At 61.8% G+C, this 21,958-nt stretch carries 19 protein-coding genes; 4 read left to right on the top strand and 15 right to left on the bottom strand.

Annotation, left to right across the window (positions count from 1 at the left end):
- Positions 1-18: 18 nt before the first annotated feature.
- The gene (locus AC07UB_RS13485) at positions 19-918 is read left to right on the top strand and encodes a LysR family transcriptional regulator (RefSeq protein ID WP_494653432.1); all 900 of its coding nucleotides are present in this window, start codon (positions 19-21) and stop codon (positions 916-918) included.
- 3 nt (positions 919-921) lie between these two features.
- Here the strand turns inward: AC07UB_RS13485 and AC07UB_RS13490 are convergent, their stop codons facing one another.
- Together AC07UB_RS13490 and pobA are read right to left on the bottom strand one after the other, a co-directional pair.
- On the bottom strand, positions 922-1,353 hold the full coding sequence (locus tag AC07UB_RS13490; protein ID WP_494653433.1) for a PaaI family thioesterase: 432 nt from the start codon (positions 1,351-1,353) through the stop codon (positions 922-924).
- Between the two features lie 170 nt (positions 1,354-1,523).
- Positions 1,524-2,693: a 4-hydroxybenzoate 3-monooxygenase gene (pobA, locus tag AC07UB_RS13495; RefSeq protein ID WP_494653434.1), complete on the bottom strand. Its 1,170-nt coding sequence runs from the start codon at positions 2,691-2,693 to the stop codon at positions 1,524-1,526.
- Positions 2,694-2,988: 295 nt separating this feature from the next.
- On the opposite strand from pobA, the gene AC07UB_RS13500 reads away from it, so the two are divergent.
- Entirely contained in the window at positions 2,989-4,143 is a 1,155-nt protein-coding gene (locus AC07UB_RS13500) for an ABC transporter substrate-binding protein (protein WP_492791016.1), read from the top strand.
- Positions 4,144-4,217: 74 nt separating this feature from the next.
- Here AC07UB_RS13500 and AC07UB_RS13505 read toward each other — a convergent pair whose 3' ends face one another.
- From AC07UB_RS13505 to AC07UB_RS13520, 4 genes are all read right to left on the bottom strand, one after another.
- On the bottom strand, positions 4,218-5,225 hold the full coding sequence (locus tag AC07UB_RS13505; RefSeq protein ID WP_494653435.1) for an adenylate/guanylate cyclase domain-containing protein: 1,008 nt from the start codon (positions 5,223-5,225) through the stop codon (positions 4,218-4,220).
- 139 nt (positions 5,226-5,364) lie between these two features.
- Complete coding sequence (locus tag AC07UB_RS13510; RefSeq protein WP_494653436.1) at positions 5,365-6,099, bottom strand: ABC transporter ATP-binding protein; 735 nt, start codon at positions 6,097-6,099, stop codon at positions 5,365-5,367.
- On the bottom strand, positions 6,096-7,865 hold the full coding sequence (locus AC07UB_RS13515; protein ID WP_492791013.1) for a branched-chain amino acid ABC transporter ATP-binding protein/permease: 1,770 nt from the start codon (positions 7,863-7,865) through the stop codon (positions 6,096-6,098). Before AC07UB_RS13515 ends, AC07UB_RS13510 begins: the two co-directional genes overlap by 4 nt.
- Before the next feature lie 3 nt (positions 7,866-7,868).
- Positions 7,869-8,909: a branched-chain amino acid ABC transporter permease gene (locus tag AC07UB_RS13520; RefSeq protein ID WP_494653437.1), complete on the bottom strand. Its 1,041-nt coding sequence runs from the start codon at positions 8,907-8,909 to the stop codon at positions 7,869-7,871.
- A gap of 229 nt (positions 8,910-9,138) precedes the next feature.
- On the opposite strand from AC07UB_RS13520, the gene AC07UB_RS13525 reads away from it, so the two are divergent.
- On the top strand, positions 9,139-9,651 hold the full coding sequence (locus AC07UB_RS13525) for a MarR family winged helix-turn-helix transcriptional regulator (RefSeq protein ID WP_494653438.1): 513 nt from the start codon (positions 9,139-9,141) through the stop codon (positions 9,649-9,651).
- A gap of 103 nt (positions 9,652-9,754) precedes the next feature.
- Here the strand turns inward: AC07UB_RS13525 and AC07UB_RS13530 are convergent, their stop codons facing one another.
- From AC07UB_RS13530 to AC07UB_RS13570, 9 genes are all read right to left on the bottom strand, one after another.
- Complete coding sequence (locus AC07UB_RS13530; RefSeq protein ID WP_494653635.1) at positions 9,755-11,038, bottom strand: glycerate kinase type-2 family protein; 1,284 nt, start codon at positions 11,036-11,038, stop codon at positions 9,755-9,757.
- Positions 11,039-11,212: 174 nt separating this feature from the next.
- Positions 11,213-12,439 (bottom strand): ABC transporter substrate-binding protein, encoded by a 1,227-nt coding sequence (locus AC07UB_RS13535; RefSeq protein ID WP_492791009.1) that lies wholly within the window; start codon positions 12,437-12,439, stop codon positions 11,213-11,215.
- Positions 12,440-12,622: 183 nt separating this feature from the next.
- Entirely contained in the window at positions 12,623-13,852 is a 1,230-nt protein-coding gene (locus AC07UB_RS13540; protein ID WP_492791008.1) for an ABC transporter substrate-binding protein, read from the bottom strand.
- Between the two features lie 167 nt (positions 13,853-14,019).
- The gene (locus tag AC07UB_RS13545; protein ID WP_492791007.1) at positions 14,020-15,249 is read right to left on the bottom strand and encodes an ABC transporter substrate-binding protein; all 1,230 of its coding nucleotides are present in this window, start codon (positions 15,247-15,249) and stop codon (positions 14,020-14,022) included.
- Between the two features lie 139 nt (positions 15,250-15,388).
- The gene (locus AC07UB_RS13550) at positions 15,389-16,402 is read right to left on the bottom strand and encodes a branched-chain amino acid ABC transporter permease (RefSeq protein WP_494653442.1); all 1,014 of its coding nucleotides are present in this window, start codon (positions 16,400-16,402) and stop codon (positions 15,389-15,391) included.
- A 2-nt stretch (positions 16,403-16,404) separates the two neighbouring features.
- Positions 16,405-17,283, bottom strand: coding sequence for a branched-chain amino acid ABC transporter permease (locus AC07UB_RS13555; RefSeq protein ID WP_492791005.1), 879 nt, complete (start codon positions 17,281-17,283; stop codon positions 16,405-16,407).
- 10 nt (positions 17,284-17,293) lie between these two features.
- Complete coding sequence (locus AC07UB_RS13560; RefSeq protein ID WP_492791004.1) at positions 17,294-18,007, bottom strand: ABC transporter ATP-binding protein; 714 nt, start codon at positions 18,005-18,007, stop codon at positions 17,294-17,296.
- Complete coding sequence (locus AC07UB_RS13565; RefSeq protein WP_492791003.1) at positions 18,004-18,801, bottom strand: ABC transporter ATP-binding protein; 798 nt, start codon at positions 18,799-18,801, stop codon at positions 18,004-18,006. The genes AC07UB_RS13560 and AC07UB_RS13565 overlap by 4 nt, the downstream gene beginning before the upstream one ends.
- A gap of 60 nt (positions 18,802-18,861) precedes the next feature.
- Positions 18,862-19,743: an IclR family transcriptional regulator gene (locus tag AC07UB_RS13570; protein ID WP_492791002.1), complete on the bottom strand. Its 882-nt coding sequence runs from the start codon at positions 19,741-19,743 to the stop codon at positions 18,862-18,864.
- Between the two features lie 124 nt (positions 19,744-19,867).
- Here AC07UB_RS13570 and AC07UB_RS13575 point away from each other — a divergent pair, with 124 nt between their 5' ends.
- Complete coding sequence (locus tag AC07UB_RS13575) at positions 19,868-21,955, top strand: 3-hydroxyacyl-CoA dehydrogenase NAD-binding domain-containing protein (RefSeq protein WP_492791001.1); 2,088 nt, start codon at positions 19,868-19,870, stop codon at positions 21,953-21,955.
- Positions 21,956-21,958: the final 3 nt, after the last annotated feature.

Raw genomic sequence — 21,958 nt, forward strand, 5'->3', positions numbered from 1 at the left:
AGATTATGAAATAATGCCATGGACCGTCTCGATGCCATGCGCGCTTTTGTGTCCGTTGCCGACCTTGAGGGATTTGCCCCGGCGGCGCGCAAGCTCGGGCTGTCGGCTTCAGCCGTCACACGGCTGATTGCCGGGCTTGAAGCGCAACTCGGCGCGCGGCTGCTCCAGCGCACCACGCGTTCGGTAACGCTGACCGACGTCGGCGCGCGCTATCTGGAACGCGCGCGGCGGATCGTGGCCGATGTCGAGGAGGCGGACGGCTCGGTTCAGGCCGAGCGCGCGCGGCCGTCCGGCAAGATCATCGTTTCCGCGCCGCTGATGTTCGGCCGGTTGTATGTCGGGCCGCTGATGTCGGCCTACCTGAAAAAATATCCGGATGTCAGCGCCGAACTCAGGCTGTCAGATCGCATGGTCAACCTGGTGGACGAGGGCATTGATCTCGCGGTGCGCATCGGCCACCTGACGGATTCCAGCGTGGTGGCCCGCATGGTCGGAGACATGCGCCGCGTGGTGGCGGCCTCGCCGCGTTATCTCAAGACACGCGGCACTCCATTGAAGCCGTCCGATCTCGCCGGGCACGAGATCATTCAGTTCGCGGGAGGCAATTCGCAGTCCGAGTGGCGTCTCGTCGAGAACGGCCGCGAGATGCGCGTTCCGACCGCGTCGCGCTTCACCACCAACAGCACCGATGCGGCATTGCTGTATGCGGAGCAGGGTGGCGGCCTGGTCAGCATTCTGGCCTATCAGGCTGCGGAATCGATCAAGGCGGGCCGGCTGAAAATCGTGCTGGCCGATTTCGAACTGCCACCGTTGCCGATCCACATCGTCTATCCGACCTCGCGCCTGCTGTCGGCGAAAGTCAGGGCGTTTATCGATCTGGTCGTTACGCAAACCGATTGGCGCTTCGGCACGGCGTGATGCCTAGTCCTTCTTCCGCAAAATCTTGAAGGTCGCATTGCCGCGCGCGCAGGGTTCGCCGTCAGCCGTGATGAGGCTTTGCGCGAAGCAGATCGAACCGCCGACCTTGACGAAGTTGGTGTCGACCTGAAGCCACTGGCCGACATTCGCCGATCCGAGATAGTCGACCGCGAGGCTGATGGTCACCAGCCGCTGCGGGTCGGCCATGTTGACGCCGCAGCTCAATCCCATGGCGTTATCGGCCAGCGTTGCGATCAGCCCGCCGTGGACCAGCCCGCGCGAATTGGTGTGCGCCATCGCCAGCCGAAGCCCGAGAATGTAGGCCTTCGACGTTTTCTTGAAATAGATCGGCTCCCACGGCTCGGTGATCGGACTGCGCCGCGGATGCGGCTCGAAGCCGTCCGGAACGTCGGCTGAAGTTTCTGCTATTGCCATGTTTCTCTTTCAAATGCTGCGCATTGCATATCGCCTGATCCGCAGCATAAGGCGGACCGCGCGTGCGGGCATTCGGAATCAAGTTTGAAACAACACGACGCCGCATGTTTGAAACAGCGGCAGTGTCATTTTTTCTTTACGTAAGAGCAGGGCGAGGAAGCAGCCGCTCGTCAGTACGGCAGCCCGACGTAGTTTTCCGACAGCGATGTTTTTGCAGCGTCGGAATCGACGAGGTAGTTCAATTCGGTGATCTGGATGCGCGAACTGAATTCATCGGTGTCGGGAAATCGGTGGAGCATCGACGTCATCCACCACGAGAAGCGTTCGGCCTTCCACACCCGGCTGAGCGCGCGGCGCGAATAATCATCGATGCTGGCTGCCGATTTGTCGGAATAGAATTCGCGCAGCGCCTGCGACAGGTAGTGAACGTCGCTGGCCGCGAGATTCAGGCCCTTCGCGCCGGTCGGCGGCACGATGTGTGCCGCGTCGCCCGCCAGAAACAGGCGGCCGAACCGCATCGGCTCGGCGACGAAGCTGCGCAGCGGGGCGATGCTTTTTTCGATCGACGGCCCCGTGACCAGATGATCCACCGCTTCCGGATCGAGCCGGCGTTTCAACTCGTCCCAGAACTTGTCGTCGGACCAGTTGTCGATGTGATCGTCGAGCGGGCATTGCAGGTAATAACGGCTGCGGGTGTTCGAGCGCATCGAGCACAGCGCAAAGCCGCGCGGATGATTATTGTAGATCAGTTCGGGCGAGACCGGCGGGGTTTCGGACAGGATCCCGAGCCAGCCGAACGGATAAACGCGCTCATAGGTCTTGAGCGCATCCGGCTTGACGCTTTGCCGGCTGACACCGTGGAAACCGTCGCAGCCAGCAATGAAGTCGCAGGCGATTTCATGGGTCGTGCCGTCCTTGACGTAGCGCACGCGCGGGTGCTCGCCCTCGAAATCATGCAGGCTGACGTCGCCGGCGTCATAGATGGTTTTCTGGCCGGTCCTAGCGCGCGCATCCATCAGGTCGCGTGTGACCTCGGTCTGGCCGTAAACCGTCACCACCTTGCCGGTGGCTTTTGTCATGTCGATGCGATGGCGCTTGCCGCCGAACGCCAGTTCGATGCCGTGGTGGATCAGGCCGTCGTGGTGCAGCCGCTCGGCGATGCCCACCTTGTCCAGCAGGTCGACGGTGCCCTGTTCGAGAACACCGGCCCGGATTCGCCCGAGAATGTAGTCGCGGTCCTTGCGCTCCACGATGACGTTGTCGACGCCGTAATGGTGCAGCAACTGCCCGAGCAGATGGCCCGCCGGGCCTCCGCCGATGATGGCGACCTGTGTTCGCAACGACTTCACTCCCGCCTGCGGCATCGTTTCCCAACCCCCGAATAGGGTTTTGCGGCCTCGGGAAAATTGATTATACTAGATAACAATATAGGAAAAGGTTGTCGACGTGGTCAAAGCCGGACTGTCTTACCGATTGACTGTCATACCAATGGCAGAGGCGCCGGGCATTGCAAATGACCGATAACTTCTATCTGAATGGCGGAAATTCCGGACGCGATGGTGCACCGCAAATAACACCACGCCGCGCTTTCGGCCGCTGAACGAAACTTGAAAAGAGCACTTTAGGGAGGACTTGATGAAGAACCTAACCTGGACGGCCGTGGTACTGGCGGCGTCCGTGACACTGCCGGGCGCCGTGACCCTGGCTTCGGCGCAGGATATCACTATCGGCGTCAGCGTCAGCACCACCGGCCCCGCTGCCGCGCTCGGCATTCCCGAGAAGAATGCGCTCGAGTTCGTGCCGACCGAAATCGGTGGCGCGAAGATCAAGACCATCGTGCTGGACGACGCCGGCGATCCGACCGCCGCCACCACCAATGCGCGCCGGTTCGTGACTGAATCCAACGCGGATATCATCGTCGGCTCTTCGACCACGCCGCCGTCGATCGCGATGTCCACAGTGGCCAATGAAGTCGGCGTGCCGCATTTCAGCCTCGCGCCGATGCCGATCACGCCGGCACGCGAAAAGTGGACCGCGGTGATGCCGCAGCCGGTGCCGATCATGGGCAAGGTGCTCTACGAGCACATGAAGAAGAACAACATCAAGACCGTCGGCTATATCGGCTTCTCGGATTCCTACGGCGATCTGTGGCTGAACGACATCAAGACCCAGACTGGCGCCATGGGCGGCATCAGCATTGTCGCCGAGGAACGCTATGCGCGTCCCGATACGTCGGTGACGGGTCAGGCGCTGAAACTGGTCGCGGCCAATCCTGATGCCATCCTGATCGGCGCATCGGGCACCGGCGCGGCGCTGCCGCAGGCAGCGCTGCGCGAACGCGGCTACAAGGGGCTGATCTATCAGACCCACGGCGCTGCGAGCATGGACTTCATCCGCATCGGCGGTCCGGCAGCGGAGGGCGTCATCATGGCCGCAGGTCCGGTGATGGCTCCCGAAGGGCAGGCCGACAGCGCGCTGACCAAGAAGCCTGGACTGGCCTTGAACGAAGCGTATGAGAAGAAGTACGGCGCCAACACCCGCAGCCAGTTCGCGGGCCACATGTACGACACGTTCGAAGTGCTCAAGCGCATCGTTCCCGTGGCGCTGAAGAAGGGCAAGCCCGGCACGCCGGAATTCCGCGAAGGCCTTCGTCAGGCGCTGCTCTCCGAGAAGGAAATCGCAGCGAGCCAGGGTGTCTACAACTTCACCGAGAAGGATCGCTTCGGCACCGACGATCGTTCGCGCATCATCCTGACCGTCAAGAACGGCAAGTATGAAGTCGTAAAGTAAGCGCTGCTGTTTGAGACCGATCTACAAATGCCCGGCCTTGTGCCGGGCATTTTCGTTTGTGCGACGCGCCTGCGTCAGGCAAGGCCCATGACGGCGGTGCCATCGGACTTGCCGCGGATGTCCCGCACGCCGAGATCATGCATCGGCACTGGCGGCGCGGATTTGAAGCGCTCGATGGCGGCGCGGGAGGCGAGAAAGCCGCCGTCGACATTGCGGCTTTGCTCTTCAAGGCGCGCGGCCGTGTTCATGACGTCGCCGTTGAAGACGATGGCGCGCTTGATATCGCCGATCTCGCCGATAATCACGTTTCCAAAGTGCAGGCTTCCGCGGATTCTCGGTGCGACGCCGAACTCCTTCTCGAACCGTTCTTGAAGCTGCTGCAGGGTGGCTCGCATCGCAAGAAAGCAGCGCAGCGGTCGGCAATCCACCGCCCCTGACACCTCCGTCCAGGTGACGATGATTTCGTCACCGACGTAATCCAGAACCTCGCCGCGATAATCGATAACGGGCCCGGTCAAGGTGCGGAACGTCTTGTCGAGAAAGCGATGAATGCCGAGGCCGCCCAGGCGCTCGGCCAGGGCCGTCGATCCCGCGATATCGACGAAGAGGACGAACCGGTTTTCCTCGACGGGGGTGTGATAGCGCCCGGTCACGAGATTCAGCAGCGTGTTACGGCCGATGATGTTGGTGATCGCAAAGACGAGATTAAGCACCACCGACAGGACCGCCGAAAAGATAACGGCGTCCCAGAATCCTTGTTTGGCCGGATCGGGCGTCATCCCGACGATGCGGACGCCAAGCTCAAAGTACTGGATGAGAACAATGACGGCGGCGTAGAATGCGCTGCGAACCGCAAGGCTGGCGCTGAACGGCAGTGCTCCGAGCCAGTCGCGCATCGGTCCCGCCGCAGTAAATTCGAAAGCCCCGATGGCGGCGCTGATGAGAAGGCCGTAAATCATGCCGATCAGCAACTGTAATGGTGAGAACCCGACATTGACGAAGATAAAAACAGTCCCTCCGGCCATGCCGGCGAGCAGGATCGTCATGAACATGCGCAGTTTGCGCTCGGACCTTGCATCCATAATCGACATGCCCCCGCAACAAGACGTTGCGGGAACGAGTATCAGCCAGAACGGGACATATTGTTAGATGATTTCGGCTGCTGAAACCGGACGATCTTGGGACCGCTGAGATGGCCAACCTCGCGGGCCGGCGCTGAACTCAGAGCTTGCTCTCTTCGGCGTGCTGGAATCCGAGATAGCTCGCCACCACACGCTGATCGCCGCTGATGTCCTTCGCCGATCCGCTCATGACGAATTCACCAAGCTCCATCACATAGGCGCGATCCGCGATTTCCAGCGCCGCGCGGGCATTCTGCTCGACCAGCAGCACCGACACGCCGGCCTGCCTCAGTTCGCCGATGGTGCGGAAAATATCCGCGACGATCAGCGGTGCGAGCCCAAGTGACGGCTCGTCCAGCATCAAGAGGCGCGGCTGGCTCATCAGCGCACGGCCCATCGCCAGCATCTGCTGCTCGCCGCCGGACAGCGTGCCCGCAAGCTGCGTGCGCCGTTCTTTCAATCGTGGGAATAATGCGTAAACGCGCTCCTGCTCGCGCGCGGCCTCGGCGCGGGGCACGCGGAAGCCGCCGAGCTGCACATTCTCCTCAACCGTCATGGAGCCGAACAGTTCGCGATGCTCGGGCACGATGCACAGGCCCAAAGCGACGCGATCCTCGATCTCGAGCCTGGCGATCTGCTGGCCCGCGAAGGTGACGCTGCCGGTCAGCGGAAGAATGCCCATGATGGCGTTGAGCAGCGTGGTCTTGCCCGCGCCGTTGGCGCCGATGATGGTGACGATCTCATTGGCGCCGACGTCGAGCGTGGCGTTGCGCACGGCTTCGACCTTGCCGTAGGAGACATGCACATCGTCAACGGCGAGCAGCTTTGATGTCATGACGCTGCTCCAAGGTAAGCCTTGATGACGTCGGGATTGGCACGAACTTCCGCCGGGGTGCCTTGCGCGATCTTGGTGCCGAACTCCAGCACCACGATGCGGTCGGCAATATCCATCACGAAGCCCATGTCGTGTTCGACCAGCAGCACCGACATGCCCTCGGAGCGCAGTTGCCGCAGCAATGCCGCGAGCTTTTGTTTTTCCATGTGGCGCAGACCGGCGGCGGGCTCGTCGAGCAGCAGCAGGATCGGATCGACGCAGAGCGCGCGGGCGATTTCCACGATGCGCTGCTGGCCGAGCGAGAGACTGCCGGCGAGCTGGTGCATCTGGTCGCCGAGGCCGACGCGCGCGATTTGCTTCGCGGCTTCCGCCAGCAATCCAGCTTCGTCCTTGCGGTCGAGCCGCAGCATGCTGGCGATCGCGCCGGCATGTCCGCGCAGATGCGCGCCGATGGCGACGTTCTCCAGCACGCTCATGTCGGGCACCAGCTTGACGTGCTGGAAGGTGCGGGCGACGCCGAGTTTCGCGATGTCTTGCGGCGGCGCGTTGTCCACGTTCCGGCCCAGAATGGAAATCGTGCCGCCGGAGGCCCGGAGCACGCCGGTGATCAGGTTGAATGTGGTGCTCTTGCCGGCGCCGTTCGGGCCGATCAGCGCGACGATCTCGCGCGCCTGCACGTTGAACGACACGTCATTGACGGCGATGACACCGCCGAACTGCTTGCGGGCGTCCTTGATGTCGAGCAGCGTGTCCGACGTGGCGACGGCCTTGGCGCGTGGGGGCAGGGCGTCGGCTGCGCGCGGCTTCGGCAACCGGACGCTGAACGGCAGCAGCGCGGCGAGCTTCGGCCACATGCCGCCGGGCGCGATCTGCAACAGAACCACCAGCAGGATTCCGAAAATCACCGTCTCGAGTTGCGCGTTGCCGTGAAACACCAGCGGCAGGTAGCTCTGCAAGATCTCCTTGAGCACCACGACGATGCTCGCGCCGAGCACAGCGCCCCAGACGTAACCTGCGCCGCCGACCACGGCGATGAACAGGTATTCGATGCTGGCGTTGAGGCCGAACGGCGTCGGGTTCGCGGCGCGCTGGAAATGCGCGTAGAGCCAGCCGGACAATCCCGCGAGCACCGCCGCATAGATGAAAACCAGAAGCTTGGCACGCGCGGTCTGCACGCCGAACGCTTCGGCAGCGATGTGGCCGCGCCTTAAAGCACGAATGGCGCGGCCGGTGCGCGAGTCCAGAAGGTTGACCGTCAGCAGCGCGCAGACGATCACCGCGAACCAGATCGCGAAATAGATCTTGCCGGGATCGGTCAGTTGCAGCGATCCGATCGCCAACGGCGGAATGCCGGAGATGCCGTCATTGCGGCCGACGAATTCCAGCTTGCTGAACAGGTAAAAGAGGCTGATGCCCCAGGCGATGGTGCCGAGCGGCAGGTAGTGGCCGGACAGGCGTACCGTGACCAGACCGAGAATGACTGCCGCGCCGCCGCTGACGATCAGCGACAGCGGCAGCGTCACCCACGGAGAAAATCCATAAGACGTGGTCAGCACTGCCGTGGTGTAGGCGCCGAAGCCGCAGAACGCCGCCTGGCCGAACGAGGTGAGGCCGCCGACGCCGGTCAGCAGCACGAGGCCCATCGCCACCAGCGCCGCGAGGCCGATATTGTCGAGCAGCACGATCCAGAACGGCGGCATACCCGGAATGAACGGAATCACCGCCATTACCAGCGCAAACACGATCATGGCCCATCGCTGCGTCATGCCCTAGTCCTCTTCCTCTTCGACTTCGGGCGAAGCCAGTGAGCGCAGGACGAGAACCGGCAGCAGCAGCGTGAAGACGATGACCTCCTTGAAGTTGCTGGCGTAGAACGACGAGAACGCCTCGACGATCCCGACCACCAGCGCCGCGGCGGCGGTGAGGGGATAGCTCACGAGCCCGCCGATGATCGCGGCGACGAAGCCTTTCAGCCCGATCAGGAAGCCTGTGTCGTAATAGATCGTGGTGATCGGCACGATCAGGATACCCGAGATCGTGCCGATGATGGCGGCGAGCAGGAACGCGAACTGTCCCGAGATGGTGGTGCGGATGCCGACAAGGCGCGCACCGAGGCGGTTGACGGCGGTGGCGCGCAGCGCCTTGCCGTACAGCGTGTAGCCGAACAGCAGCCATAGTCCGACGATCAGGACGATCGTGATTGCGTAGATGCCGAGGCTCTGGCCGGTGAATCTCAATGGCCCGATGGTGAGCGCGGCGGCGGAAATCGCCGGTCCGCGCAATCCTTCGGGGCCGAAGAAAACGAGGCCCAGTCCCTGCAACGCGAGGTGAATGCCGACCGACGCGATCAGCAGCACCAGCACCGAGGCATGGGCGATCGGCTGATAGGCGATGCGATAGAGATAGAGGCCAATAGGCGCCACGATGACGATCGACAGCACGAAGTTGACCGCGACGCCGTTCTGCCGCCCGGCCATCGCCATCGCGACGCCCCAGATCGCCAGCGGCAGCACGATGTTCACCGCAAGCGAACGGGCTGCCCGCTTTGCCGACATGGCGTTGCGGCCTGCGACCATATCGAAACAGAAAGCGATGACGCCCATCCCGAGCGCCAGCAGTGCTGTACCCGGCATTTTTCCGGCGGCCAGCGTCGCGTAGGTCAGCGCGCCGAACGTGATGAACTCGCCCTGCGGAATGAGGATGACACGCGTGACCGCGAACACCAGAACAAGCGCGAGACCGAGCAGCGCATAGATCGCGCCGCTGGTGATTCCGTCCTGCAACAAAAACAGAAGGATCGTGCTGTCCAAGTCATCCCCTTAAAGCGGCGCTTCCTCAAGCGTCGAACGCGGGTTTTGAAGGCCCGGCGCTCCAATCAGCGGTTGAAACCCGCCGTCGCTATTTGATATGTTTCATAACGATTATCGATTATAATCTCAAGGCCGGAGCGCCCGGCTTTATAGCAGAATGATCGCGCCTTGCTACCGAGGCCGCGCGTCCAAGACAGTACACCCGAGACGGTACACCCGAGACAGCGCAATGGTTGCTTCCAGAACTGCCGGTCCATCGAAAGCCAAGCGCCCGGCGCGGGGATTGGCGCAGCCGGCGGCGGCCAGCGGCCCGATCAAGCTCGGTGCACTGTCCGAGTTCCTCGGCTATTCGCTCAAGCGCGCCCAGTTAAGGATTTTCGACGACTTCATCGGGTGCGTCGCACCGCTGCAACTGACACCGGCGCAGTTTTCCGTCCTGATGCTGGTGGATGCCAATCCGGGACGCAACCAGACCGAGATCGCCAGCACGCTCGGAATTCTGCGCCCGAACTTCGTGGTCATGCTCGACGAACTGGAGAGCCGCGATCTTTGCGTTCGGGTCCGCTCGAGCAACGATCGCCGCTCGCATATCCTGAAATTGACGGAGAAAGGCCGCGCCGTTCTGGCGCGCGCCAAAAAATTGATCGAGACCCGGCACGAAGCGCGGTTGGAGGAATTGCTCGGCAAAGACAACCGCGATCTCTTGCTGGCGATGCTGGGCAAGATCGCCGGAGAATTTTAGGACGTTACGTCATTGCGAGGAGCGCTTGCGACGATGCAATCCAGTCCTTGCTTGATGCTGTCCAGACTGGATTGCTTCGCTCCGCTCGCTATGACGAAGCGCGTTACACATCTACCAGAATGATGCGGATGTCGTTGACGTTGGTCAGTGTCGGGCCGACGTTCAGCAGATCGCCGGTCGTTGCGAAGAACGCCGTCGCGTCGTTGTTGGCAAGGTACGCCGCAGGATCGAGTTTCAGTTCGCGCATTTTCGCGAAGGTGCGCCGGTCGGCCAACGCGCCGGCCGGATCGTCCGCGGAGCCCGCGCCGCCGTCCGCGCCGTCGGTGTCGCCGGCCAGTACGGAGATGCCCCTGGTGTCCGCGAACAGCGCCGCAAGCGCCAGCACGTATTCCTGATTGGGACCGCCGCGCCCGTTGCCGCGCACGGTCACCGTCAATTCGCCGCCGGACAGGATCGCGAGTTTCTTGCCGTCGGCTTGTGCCTTCAGTGCGATCCGCGCATGAGCGGCCGCGACGTCACGCGCTTCGCCTTCAAGGTCCGCGCCGAGATCGAGAATCTCGTAGCCGGCCTCTCGCGCAATCGCGACGGCGGCATTGAGCGATTCCTGCGGCCGCGCGATGATCCGGAATTCCGCGCGTCCGAAGGCTGGGTCGCCGGGCTTGCAGCTTTCGTTGCGCGGATCGTTCAGCGCCTTGGTCACGGCATCATCGGCCTTGATGCCGTAGCGCGCGACGATCTCGCGGGCATCCGCGAGCGTCGTGGTGTCCGGCACGGTCGGTCCCGATGCGATGGTCGCGGGATCGTCGTGCGGCACGTCCGAAATCGCGAGCGTCAGGATCTGCGCGGGCGAGGCGGCGCGGGCGAGCCGGCCGCCCTTGATGCGCGACAGATGTTTCCGCACGGTGTTCATCTCGCCGATCGGCGCGCCAGACCGCAACAGGCTCTTGTTCATCGCCTGCTTCTGTACGAACGACACGCCGTCGGTAGGCGCGATCCAGTTGGCCGAACCGCCGCCGGACAGCAGCACCAGAACCAGATCGTCGGCGGTGGCGCTCGCGGCAAGATCGAGCGTGCGGGCGGTGGCTTTCAGTCCCGCTTCATCGGGCACCGGATGACCGGCTTCGACGATCTCGATGCGGCTGGTCGGCATGCCGTGTCCGTGCCGCGTGGTAGCGAGCCCCGAGAGCCGCGCCGGATCGATCCGCCCTTCGCCGAGATAATGCCGCTCCGCGGCATGGGCTAAAGCGCCGGCGGCCTTGCCGGCGGCGAGACAGATGATCCGGCCCTTCGGCGGCGAAGGCAGGTGCTTGCCGAGAATCCGGTCGGGATGGGCGGCGGAGACCGCGGCGTCGAACATCGCGCGCAGCAGGGGACGTTTATCGGTCATCATGTCATCGCGTGCATTGTGGGATGACAGAGATCGCACGATCAGCCGGTCAGTAAAAGACCTTCCGCAAGGTTATTGCGGAGGGTGGAAACGTCGTCCGATATGGCTGTGCGGGGCGAGGAATCCGGATTTCAGAACTGGAAATCCGAGGCCTCGCCCGGCAGGCGCTTCGTATCAGCCGCCGATCTCGCCGCTGATGATGGGGCCGAACAGCTGCCAGCGCTCTCCGGTGAACCTCATCATCTGCAACTGTTCGATCGGGGCGAAGTCGGTCGCGCTGGTGTTGATCTTGATACCCGGCAAGCCCATTTCCTGTTGCAGGTTCTTGATGCTAGCCGCCTGCTTCATGACGTTCTCGCGGGTGAGATTGTCGCCACAGGCCTTGAGGACATGCACCATGGTCTGAGCTGAACTGTAGCCGAACGCGACCGAACTGTCGGCGCGGTTGGCTTCAGGGAAGTACTTGACCAGAAACGCGTCGAAGTTCTTGACGCCGGCGTCGTCCTTCCACTGCGGGTCGGTCGGGTCCTTGCCGTAGGTCGCCGAGATGACGCCCTGCGCATTCTCGAAGCCGGCCGGCTTGATCACCGAACCCGTGGACGAGGCCACGTTGTTGAGAATGAACAGCGGCTTCCATCCGAGCTCCGCCACCTTCTTGATCGACTGCGCACCGAACTTCGGGGTGGTGATGCTGACGAAGACGTCGGCGCCCTTGGACTTCAGCGCGACGATCTGCGAGTCAACGGTCGGAACCGACGTTTCATAGGGCTCTTCCGCGATGATCATCGACGCACCCTTGGCGCCGAGGCCGTCCTTCAAGCCCTTGAGCACGTCCTTTCCGAAATCGTCGTTCTGATAGAGAATGCCGATCTTGCCGTTCGGCTTTTCCTTCATCAGGTACTTCGCGTAGATGATGCCTTCGCTCTGATAGTTGGGCTGCCAGCCCATGGTCCACGGAAAGTTCTTCGGATCATTCCACTTGGTTGCGCCGGTGGCGACGAACAGCTGCGGCACCTTCTTGGTGTTCATGTATTTCTGGATCGCCGAGTTCGACGGCGTTCCCAGCGAATTGAAGATCAGCAGGACTTCGTCGCTCTCGACCAGCTTGCGGGCCTGCTCCACGGCTTTCGGCGGGCTGTAGCCGTCATCGTAGGAAATGAAATTGATCTTGCGGCCGTTGATGCCGCCTTCAGCATTGATCTTGTTGAAATAGGCCGCCTGGGTCTTGCCGATAATGCCGTAGGCGGAAGCCGGACCGCTGTACGGCATGATGCTGCCGATCTTGATTTCGGTGTCGGTCGCGCCGGTGTCGTATTTTTTCTGCGCGAACGCGCTCGTTGTGGCGGCGAGAGCCGCGACGGTAGCGAGACAAAGAACTCGCTGAATGTTTTTGACGGACATTCTTTTGTTTCCCTGACCTGTTCTTGATGTTTTTTTCATGCTTTTGCATGGGAAGCTTTTTGCTTCGCGGCATATTCAATACCGTTTGCATGGACCGTTCAAACGAAAAGCCCCCCTGCGACAATGTCGCAGAGAGGCCTGTCCGGAAGCAGATTGAATAGTTTCGTTTCGCAGGGCGAAAGATCAGCCGCCCACCTCGCCGCTGATGATCGGGCCGAACAGTTCCCAGCGCTCGCCCTTGAACTTCTGAAGCTGGAGCTGCTTGATCGGCGCGAAATCGGTCGCGCTGGTGTTGATCTTGATGCCCGGCAGCAAGCCCGGCAATTCAAGGTTCTTGATGCTCGCCGCCTGCTTCATGATGTTCTCACGCGTGAGATTGTTGCCCGCGCCTTTCAGCACATGCACCATCGTCATCGCGGTGTTGTAGCCGAACATCACCGAGCCGTCGGTGCGGTTGGCTTCGGGGAAGTTCTTGACGAGGAATGCGTCGAATCCCTTCATGCCGGCATCGTCCTTCCACTGCGGATCGGTGGCGTCCTTGGCGTAAGCCGCCGAGATGATGTCCTGAGCGTTTTCGAATCCGGCGGGCTTGATGACCGAGCCGACGGATGCGGCGACGTTGTTCAGGATGAACAGCGGCTTCCAGCCGAGTTCAGCGACTTTCTTGATCGACTGCGCACCGAACTTCGGCGTGGTGATGCTGACGAAGACGTCGGCGCCCTTGGACTTCAGTGCCACGATCTGCGAATCGACGGTCGGAACGGTTGTCTCATAGGGTTCTTCCGCGATGATCATCGACGCACCCTTGGCGCCGAGGCCGTCCTTCAGGCCCTTCAGCAAATCCTTGCCGTAGTCGTCGTTCTGATAAAGGATTCCGATCTTGCCGTTCGGCTTCTCCTTCATCAGGTACTTCGCATAGATGCGGCCTTCGCTCTGATAGTTGGGCTGCCAGCCCATGGTCCATGGAAATTCCTTGGGGTCGTTCCACTTGGTCGCGCCGGTGGCGACGAACAATTGCGGCACCTTCTTGGCGTTCATGTATTTCTGAATCGCCGAATTCGACGGCGTGCCGAGCGAGTTGAAGATGAAAAGCACTTCGTCGCTTTCGACCAGCTTGCGGGCCTGCTCGACGGCCTTCGGCGGCGAATAGCCGTCATCGTAGGAAATGAAGTTGATCTTGCGGCCGTTGATGCCGCCCTGGGCATTGATCATGTTGAAGTAGGCGGCCTGGGTTTTTCCGATGATGCCGTAGGCGGAAGCGGGTCCGCTGTAGGGCATGATGCTGCCGATCTTGATTTCGGTATCGGTTGCGCCGGTGTCGTATTTTTTCTGGGCCAGTGCGCCGGTGCTTGTCGCCGCGAGAAGGGCGAAAGCCGCCGTGGCAATAGCAACTCGAGATCTCGTTATAGTCATTCGTTTACTCCCTGATCCTGGTGTGTGTCCTCTTCGCTTTTTGGATTGGAGCTCTTTGCGGCCCGGAGATATTCAATACCCTTTGCCGGGCGCGTTCAACGAAAAGCCCCCCGCGACCGGGTCGCAGGGGGCTGATTTAATCTTCAGTCAGTTTCGCAGCGCGAACCTTAGCTGCCGCCCATTCCGCCGTTGATGATCGGGCCGATCAGTTCGTACTTCTCGCCCTTGAACTGCATGATCTGCAGTTGGTCGATCGGGTAGAAGTCGGTCGCACTGGTGTTGATCTTGACGCCCGGCAGCAAGGTGTCCGGGGTGAAGTCCTTCAGGCTTGCGGCCTGCTTCATGACGTTCTCGCGGGTGAGGTTGTCGCCCGCCTGCTTGAGAACCTGCACCAGGGTTTGCGCCTGACCGTAGCCGTACACGACCGAACCGTCGGTCTTGTTCATGTCCGGCGCATACTTGGCGAGGAAGGCGTAGAATTTCTTCATGCCCTCATCGTTGTCCCACTGCGGGTCCGCGCCGTCCTTGGCGTAGGCCGCTGACAGGATGCCTTGCGCGGTCTCGAAGCCGGCAGGCTTGAGCACGCTGCCGACGGACGCGCCGACGTTGCTCTGGAAGTACATCGGCTTCCAGCCGAGTTCCGCGACCTTCTTAAGACTCTGCGCCGCGAACTTCGGTGTCGTGAAGCTGAAGTAGACGTCAGCGCCCGAGGCCTTCAGCTTGATGATGTGCGAGTCGATGGTCGGCTCGGACACTTCATAGCTTTCCTCCGCGATGATCTGCGACGCCTTCGCGCCGAGGCCGTCCTTCAGGCCTTTGAGCATGTCCTTACCGAAGTCGTCGTTCTGGTACATGACCGCGATCTTCGCATCGGGCTTGGTCGCGAGCAGATGCTTGGCGTAGACGCGGCTTTCGCTCTGATAGGCCGGTTGCCAGCCCATGGTCCACGGGAACTCCTTCGGCTCGCCGAACTTGGTGGCGCCGGTGGCGACGAACAGCTGCGGCACTTTCTTCGCGTTCAGATACTTCTGGATTGCGGAATTCGACGGCGTGCCGAGCGGTCCGAACACCAGCAGCACTTCGTCACTCTCGACAAGCTTGCGCGCCTGCTCGACAGCCTTCGGAGGCGAGTAGCCGTCATCATAGGTGATGAAGGTGATCTTGCGGCCGTTGATGCCGCCCTGATCGTTGATCATCTTGAAGTAGGCTTCTTCCATCTTCCCGATGACGCCGTAGGCGGATGCCGGTCCGCTGTAGGGCATGATGTTGCCGATCTTGATTTCGGTGTCGGTCGCGCCGGTGTCGTATTTCTTTTGCGCGAGAGCGCTGCCGCTCGTTATGGCGAGCGCGGCGATTGCCGACACAGCTGCCGCGCTAAACTTGAGTTTAGATAACATTTTAATTTCTCCCTAGAGTGCGGTATTCCGCATAGCGAAAAACCGGTTTCGATGGAAACCGGTTTTCCGAAAAGATCATGCTCAAACAGGCGGATAACAACAAGCCTGAATTCAGATGAATGTAATCAGACTTTAGGAGTTAAGTCTTTTTCCTGCGGAACAAGGCCTCGATCATGTAGGCCACCTGCCGCGCACCATGCGGCACGAGGAAGATGACCACGAACAGCAGCACGCCGAAGACGGCGCCCGAGAGGCCCTTTGAGATGTGCTCGGCCACATTTGGTACGAACACGATGAACGCCGAGCCGACCAGCGATCCCGGCAGCCAGCCGACGCCGCCGACGACCATGCCGAGGAAGATGGCGATCGCGAGCTGGATGGTGAAGCTGTCGGGCGCCACGAACTGCACCACGATGGCGCCGAGCGCACCGGCGATGCCGGTGAAAGCGGCGCTGACGCCGAATGTCAGCGTCTTGTACAGCGGCAGATCGATGCCCATGGCCGAGGCTGCAATCGGGTTGTCGCGGATCGCCATCATGGCGCGGCCGGACCGGCTTCGCAGCAGGTTGAGGGCCAGGATGTAGATCAGTGCCGAGACGAACAGTGTGAAGTAGTACAGCCACATGTCCTGCGACATCTTCAGGCCGAACGGAGCGTCCGGCTTGGTGATGACGAGACCCTGCACGCCGCCGGTCCAGTGTTCGAACGCGCCGAGCTTGAGCAATTGCGGCATCGCGACCGCCAGAGCAAATGTCGCGAGCGCCAGATACACGCCCGAAAGCCGCAACGCGGGGAAGCCGAACAGGAAGCCGAAGATGAAGCAGATGATGCCGGCCGCCGGCAGCGTCAGCACGTAGTTGACGCCCATGTGCTCCATCATGATGCCGGCGGTATAGGCGCCCACAGCATAGAAGGCGCTTTGGCCCAGCGAGAACTGTCCGCTGCCGCCGGTCAGGATGTTGAGGGACAGGATGGCGATGGCGTAGATCAGCACCATCGTCATCTGGAAGATGATGAAGTTCTTCACGAACAGTGGCGTGAGAACCAGCAGTGCGAGCATCACCAGTGTTGCGGTGGTGCCGACCGTCATCGATTTCTTGGACGGCGCGGCGACCGCTGCGGGTTGGGAGACTGAGTCCTGAACTGTGCTCATGATTAAACTCGCTGTACGATGGCGCGGCCAAGCAAGCCGGACGGTTTGATGACAAGCACGAGGATGATCAGTGCCAGCGCGATGGGCAGTTTCAGTTCATTGCCGACACCTGGAATATAAGTGCCCACGAGGTTTTCGAAGACGCCGACCAGGAAGCCGCCGATCACCGCGCCGAGCGGGCTGGTGAGGCCGCCGAGTACCGCGGCCGCGAAGCCGTAGAGCAGGATGCCGCCCATCATGTTGGGCTCGAGGAACACCACCGGTGCGATCAGCATGCCGGCGATGGCGCCGATGGCGCTGGCCATGCCCCAGCCGAGCGCGATCATCCAGCTTGTGTTGATGCCGACGAGGCGCGCGGATTCAGGCAGCGACGCCGCGGCGCGCATTGCGAGGCCGATGCGCGTGAAGCGGAAGAAGATGAACAGCAGGATCAGCAGCAGCAGCGTGACGCCGATCATGCCGGCCTGATGGGTCGAGATCAGCTGGCTGCCGAGGAAGCCGGATGACCCGAACGGCGAGGGGAACTGCTTGATCGTGAAATCCCAGGTCAGGCCCGCGACGCTGTTGAGAATGGCGAACAGCGCGATGAAGCCCGCCACCTGCGCCAGGATGGGCGCGTTGGTGAGCGGCTTGAACAGCGCGCGTTCGATGACGATGCCGCCGGCGAACGAGATGATGAGCGTCAGCAGGAAGGCCGGCCAGAAGCCGAGACCCCACTGCATCAATTGCCAGGCGATGAAGGTCGAGAACATCGCCATTTCGCCCTGGGCGAAGTTGAGGTGGTCGATCGCCTGGTAGATCATGACGATGGCCAGCGCCATGCAGGCGTAGATCGCGCCTGTGGCAATGCCAGCCAGGACTTGGTTGGTAAACAGTTCCATGGCTGCGTCCTCAGTATCCGAGATAGGATTTGCGGATGTCTTCGTTGTTCGCGATTTCCTTCGCGCTTCCCGACATCACGATGCGTCCGGTTTCGATCACATAGGCCTTTTCCGCGAGTTCAAGCGCGAGCTGGGCGTTCTGTTCGACCACCAGGATCGTCACCTTGTCCTCGCGGTTGATCTTGCCGAGAATGCCGAACAGGTCGCGCACGACCAGCGGCGCGAGACCGAACGACGGCTCGTCGAGCAGCATCAGCCGGGGACGCAGCATCAGCGCGCGGGCGACCGCGAGCATCTGCTGTTCGCCGCCGGACAGCGTGCCGGCCTGCTGGGTGTGACGCTGCTTGAGCACCGGGAAGTGCGCGTACATGCGCTCGATATCGCCCTCGATGTTCTTGGTGTCGCTTCGCGAGATCGCGCCGAGCTGCAGGTTTTCCTCAACCGTCATGTTGGTGAAGGTGCCGCGGCCCTGCGGAACGTGGGCGATGCCGAGACGGACGACGTTTTCGGTCGACATGCCGGTCAGCGGCTTGCCTTCGAACTCGATATTGCCCGTCGAGCGGATCATGTTGCAGATCGCGCGCAGCGTCGTGGTCTTGCCGGCGCCGTTGGCGCCGAGCAGCGTGGTTACGCTGCCTTCGTTGAGCGTGAACTCAAGGCCGTGAAGGGCCTGGATCTGGCCGTAATAGGCCCGCAGATCCTTGATCGTCAGCATCGTCTTCATGAGTCCTTGCTCCCCAAATAGGCCTTGATGACGTCGGGGTCGGACTGCACCTGGGACGGAGTGCCTTCAGCAAGCTTCTTGCCGAAATTCAGCGCGACGACATGGTCGGCGATCTTCATCACCAGTCCCATGTGATGTTCGACCAGAAGAACCGTGATGTGCCGTTCGTCGCGGATGCGGCAGATCAGGTCGCCCAGCACATAGACCTCCTCATGGTTGAGGCCGCCGGCGGGCTCGTCGAGCAGCAGGATCTTCGGTTCGGCGGCGAGCGCGCGGCCGAGTTCGACGCGCTTCTGCGTTCCGAACGGCAGACCCGAGACCTCGCGGTCGGCGACGTCGTGCAGTTCGAGGTAGTCGAGGATTTCATGCACCTTGTCGTTGAGAAGGCGTTCCTGCTCGCGGATCCACGGCAGCTTCAAGGCGTCGCTGATGATGTCGCTCTTGGTGCGGCAGTGGCCGCCGATGCGGATGTTGTCGCGCACCGTCAGCCGCGGAAACAGCGCGACGTTCTGGAACGTGCGGCCGATACCGGTCTCGGCGATCTTCGACGGCTGGCGATCGAGAATGCTCTCGCCTTCCATCAGGATATCGCCCTTGCTGGGCTGATAGAGCCTGCTGAGACAATTGAAGAGCGTCGTCTTGCCGGCGCCGTTCGGGCCGATCAAGCCGAGGATCTGGCCCTTCTTCATGTCGAACGACACGCCATTCAACGCGATGATGCCGCCGAACACGACGCTGACGTCGCGTACCGCGAGCAAAGGCTGATGCCCCTGCGCGACCTGAGCCTGCATCATGCCTTGGTTCCTTTGTGGAACTGTCTTGCCCAGATCTGCCTGAATCCGCGACGACGGCGGCTATCTGATCCCCTCAACAATACGGGCAACTTTCCCTCCTGGAGTTTTCATTTTCTTGATGTGTGTAGTTTCTTTGTTTTGCGATCCGCGCGCGACACTGCCCGTCAGCGCGGTTTCGATGTTCCTTACCATCGCCACGAGGCGAGGTCCAATAGAGTTCTGTAATAGAACTTCACTGAATTTGAAAGCCGGTGCGCCACAATTAAAGGCGTAGGGTCCGGTTCCGTCGTTCAGCTTGAGGGCGACGCCGACGGCGTGAATGTCGCTGTGCCATTCGCCGGCCGACATCGCGAAGCCGTGCTTGGCGATGCATTCGCCGGCGCGTTCGATGCCGTCCCGCACCTTCGGCCAGTTGCTGCCGACATGTTCCTTGATCTCGCGCATCAGGTTCGCGCGCTCGTCGTCGGGCAGCGCCCACAGGTAAGCGCGGCCCATCGCGGTTGTTGCGATCGGCACTTTAGATCCGACGTCGAGCAGCACGCCGACGGTGAGTTCGCTGCGGCTCTGTCCGAAATAAATCATGCTCAGGCGGTCGCGCGCGCCGATCGCGACGGCGCCGCCGGTCTCGCGCATCAACTGGTCGCGATACGGATCGGACAGATGGCGAATGCCCATGTTGGCGAGCGCCGAATATCCGAGCGCCATCGCGGCGGGCGCCAGCTGGTATTTCTCGAAGCGCGGAACCGGCGTGAGATAACCGAGCTTTGTCAGCGTGTAGGTCAGCCGCGAGATGGTCGGCTTCGGCAAATTTGTCCGCGCGGCGATTTCCTGATTTCCCAAAAGGCCGTCGCTCGGACGAAACGCGCGCAAGACATCGAGCCCTCGCGAGAGTGCGATGACAAAACTTCGATCTGTCGCGGGTTTTTTGGGAGGGCGTTTCATCGGTCCTGCCGCATGGGTGGTCTTCGTTGACAAGCGACGTGCTTCAAAATATCCCTCCGTGTCAAGATGTGGAATTAAATTCCGCACTGCGAAACATGAAAACAAGCAGTCCAAGGAGAGTTGCGTGAGCGAAGTGGTCAAGGTGGAACGTCGTGACGCGGTTGCTATCGTCACTGTGGATAGCCCTCCGGTAAACGCGCTGAGCGCTGCGGTGCGCAAAGGTATTCTGGAAGGCGTTCAGAGCGCGGCGGCGGATCCCCAAGTTCAGGCCATCGTGATCGCGTGCGCAGGGCGAACATTCATTGCCGGTGCGGACATCACCGAATTCGGCAAGCCGCCGCAGTCGCCGAGCCTGCATGATGTGATCGCCGGGATTGAAAATTCCCCGAAGCCGGTCATTGCCGCAATTCACGGAACAGCACTGGGCGGCGGGCTGGAACTCGCGCTCGGCGCGCATTTCCGCGTCGCCACCAAGGATGCGAAGCTCGGCCTTCCGGAAGTGAAACTCGGCTTGCTGCCGGGCGCGGGCGGCACGCAGCGCCTGCCGCGCGCGGTCGGTCCCGAACTCGCCGTCAAGATGATTGTGACCGGCGAGCCGATCGGCGCCGCGGACGCGCTCAAGAACGGATTGATCCAGGAAATCGTCGACGGAGCGCCCGCGGTGGGCGGCGAAGCGTTCGCGCGCAAGGTGCTCGCGGAAAAGCGTCCGGCGCTCAGGCTGCGCGACGACGATTCCAAGCTCGCCGCGGCCAAGGCCGACAAGTCGATCTTCACCAACGCGGCTGCCGCGGCAAATAAGCGCAATCGCGGACTGGAAGCGCCGCTCGCCGCAGCCGAAGCCGTCAGCCACTCGCTCGACCAGCCGTTCGATCAGGCCTTGAAGTCCGAGCGCGAACTTTTCCTCAAGCTGATGAACGGCGATCAGTCGAAGGCGCAGCGCTATGCGTTTTTCGCCGAGCGCGAAGCCGCGAAGGTCGCGGGCGTTCCCGAAGGTACCAAGCCGCGCAAGGTCGAGCAGGTCGCCATCATCGGCGCCGGCACCATGGGCGGCGGCATTGCGATGTCGTTCGTCAATGCCGGAATCCCGGTAACGCTGATCGAGACCGGCGAGGAGCAGCTCAAGCGCGGCCTCGGCATCATGCAGAAGAACTACGACGCCACCGCCGCGCGCGGCGGCATTCCGGCTGACGCGCCCGCCAAGCGCATGGGTCTCATCAAGGGCGTGGTTGGCATCGAGAACGTCAAGGATGCTGACCTCATCATCGAGGCCGTGTTCGAGACCATGGCGATCAAGAAGGAGGTGTTCGGCAAGCTCGACCAGTTCGCCAAGCCCGGCGCGGTTCTTGCCACCAACACTTCGTATCTCGACATCAATGCCATCGCCGCCATGACCAAGCGTCCGCAGGACGTGCTGGGCATGCACTTCTTCTCACCCGCCAACGTCATGAAGCTGTGCGAAATCGTGCGCGGCGAGAAGACCGCGCCGGACGCGCTGATGACGGCGGTATCCATCGCCAAGCGCATCGCCAAGGTGCCGGTGGTCGTCGGCGTGTGCGACGGCTTTGTCGGCAACCGTATGCTGGCCGCTCGCGGCAAGCAGGCCGAAAAGTTCCTGTTCGAAGGCGCATTGCCGCAGCAGGTCGATGCGGTGCTCACCAAGTTCGGCATGCCGATGGGTCCGTTCGCCATGGGCGATCTTGCGGGTCTCGATATCGGCTGGCGCTCGCGCCAGGACCGCGGCATCAAGTCGGAAATCGCCGACGCGATCTGCGAGGCCGGGCGCTTCGGCCAGAAGACCGGCAAGGGTTACTACAAGTACGAAGCCGGCTCGCGCGCGCCGCTGCCGGATCCGGAAATCGAAAAGCTGATCGAGGAAACCACCGCCAAGCTCGGCCTCAAGCGCCGCCAGATCAGCGACGATGAAATCCTTGAACGCCTGATGTACCCGATGATCAACGAGGGTGCGCGCATCCTTGAAGAGAAGATCGCGGCGCGCCCGAGCGACATCGATGTGGTCTGGCTCTACGGCTACGGCTGGCCGATCTATCGCGGCGGCCCGATGTTCTACGCCGATCAGGTCGGCCTGAAGAAGATCGCGGAACGGCTGTCGTTCTACGCCAAGCAGACCAACGATCCGTCGCTGGAGCCGACGCCGCTGCTCAAGCGTCTGGCTGACGAAGGCAAGACATTCGCGTCCCTCGCCAAGGGCTGATGT

This window comes from Afipia sp. GW821-FHT04G03 (genome assembly GCF_059419985.1).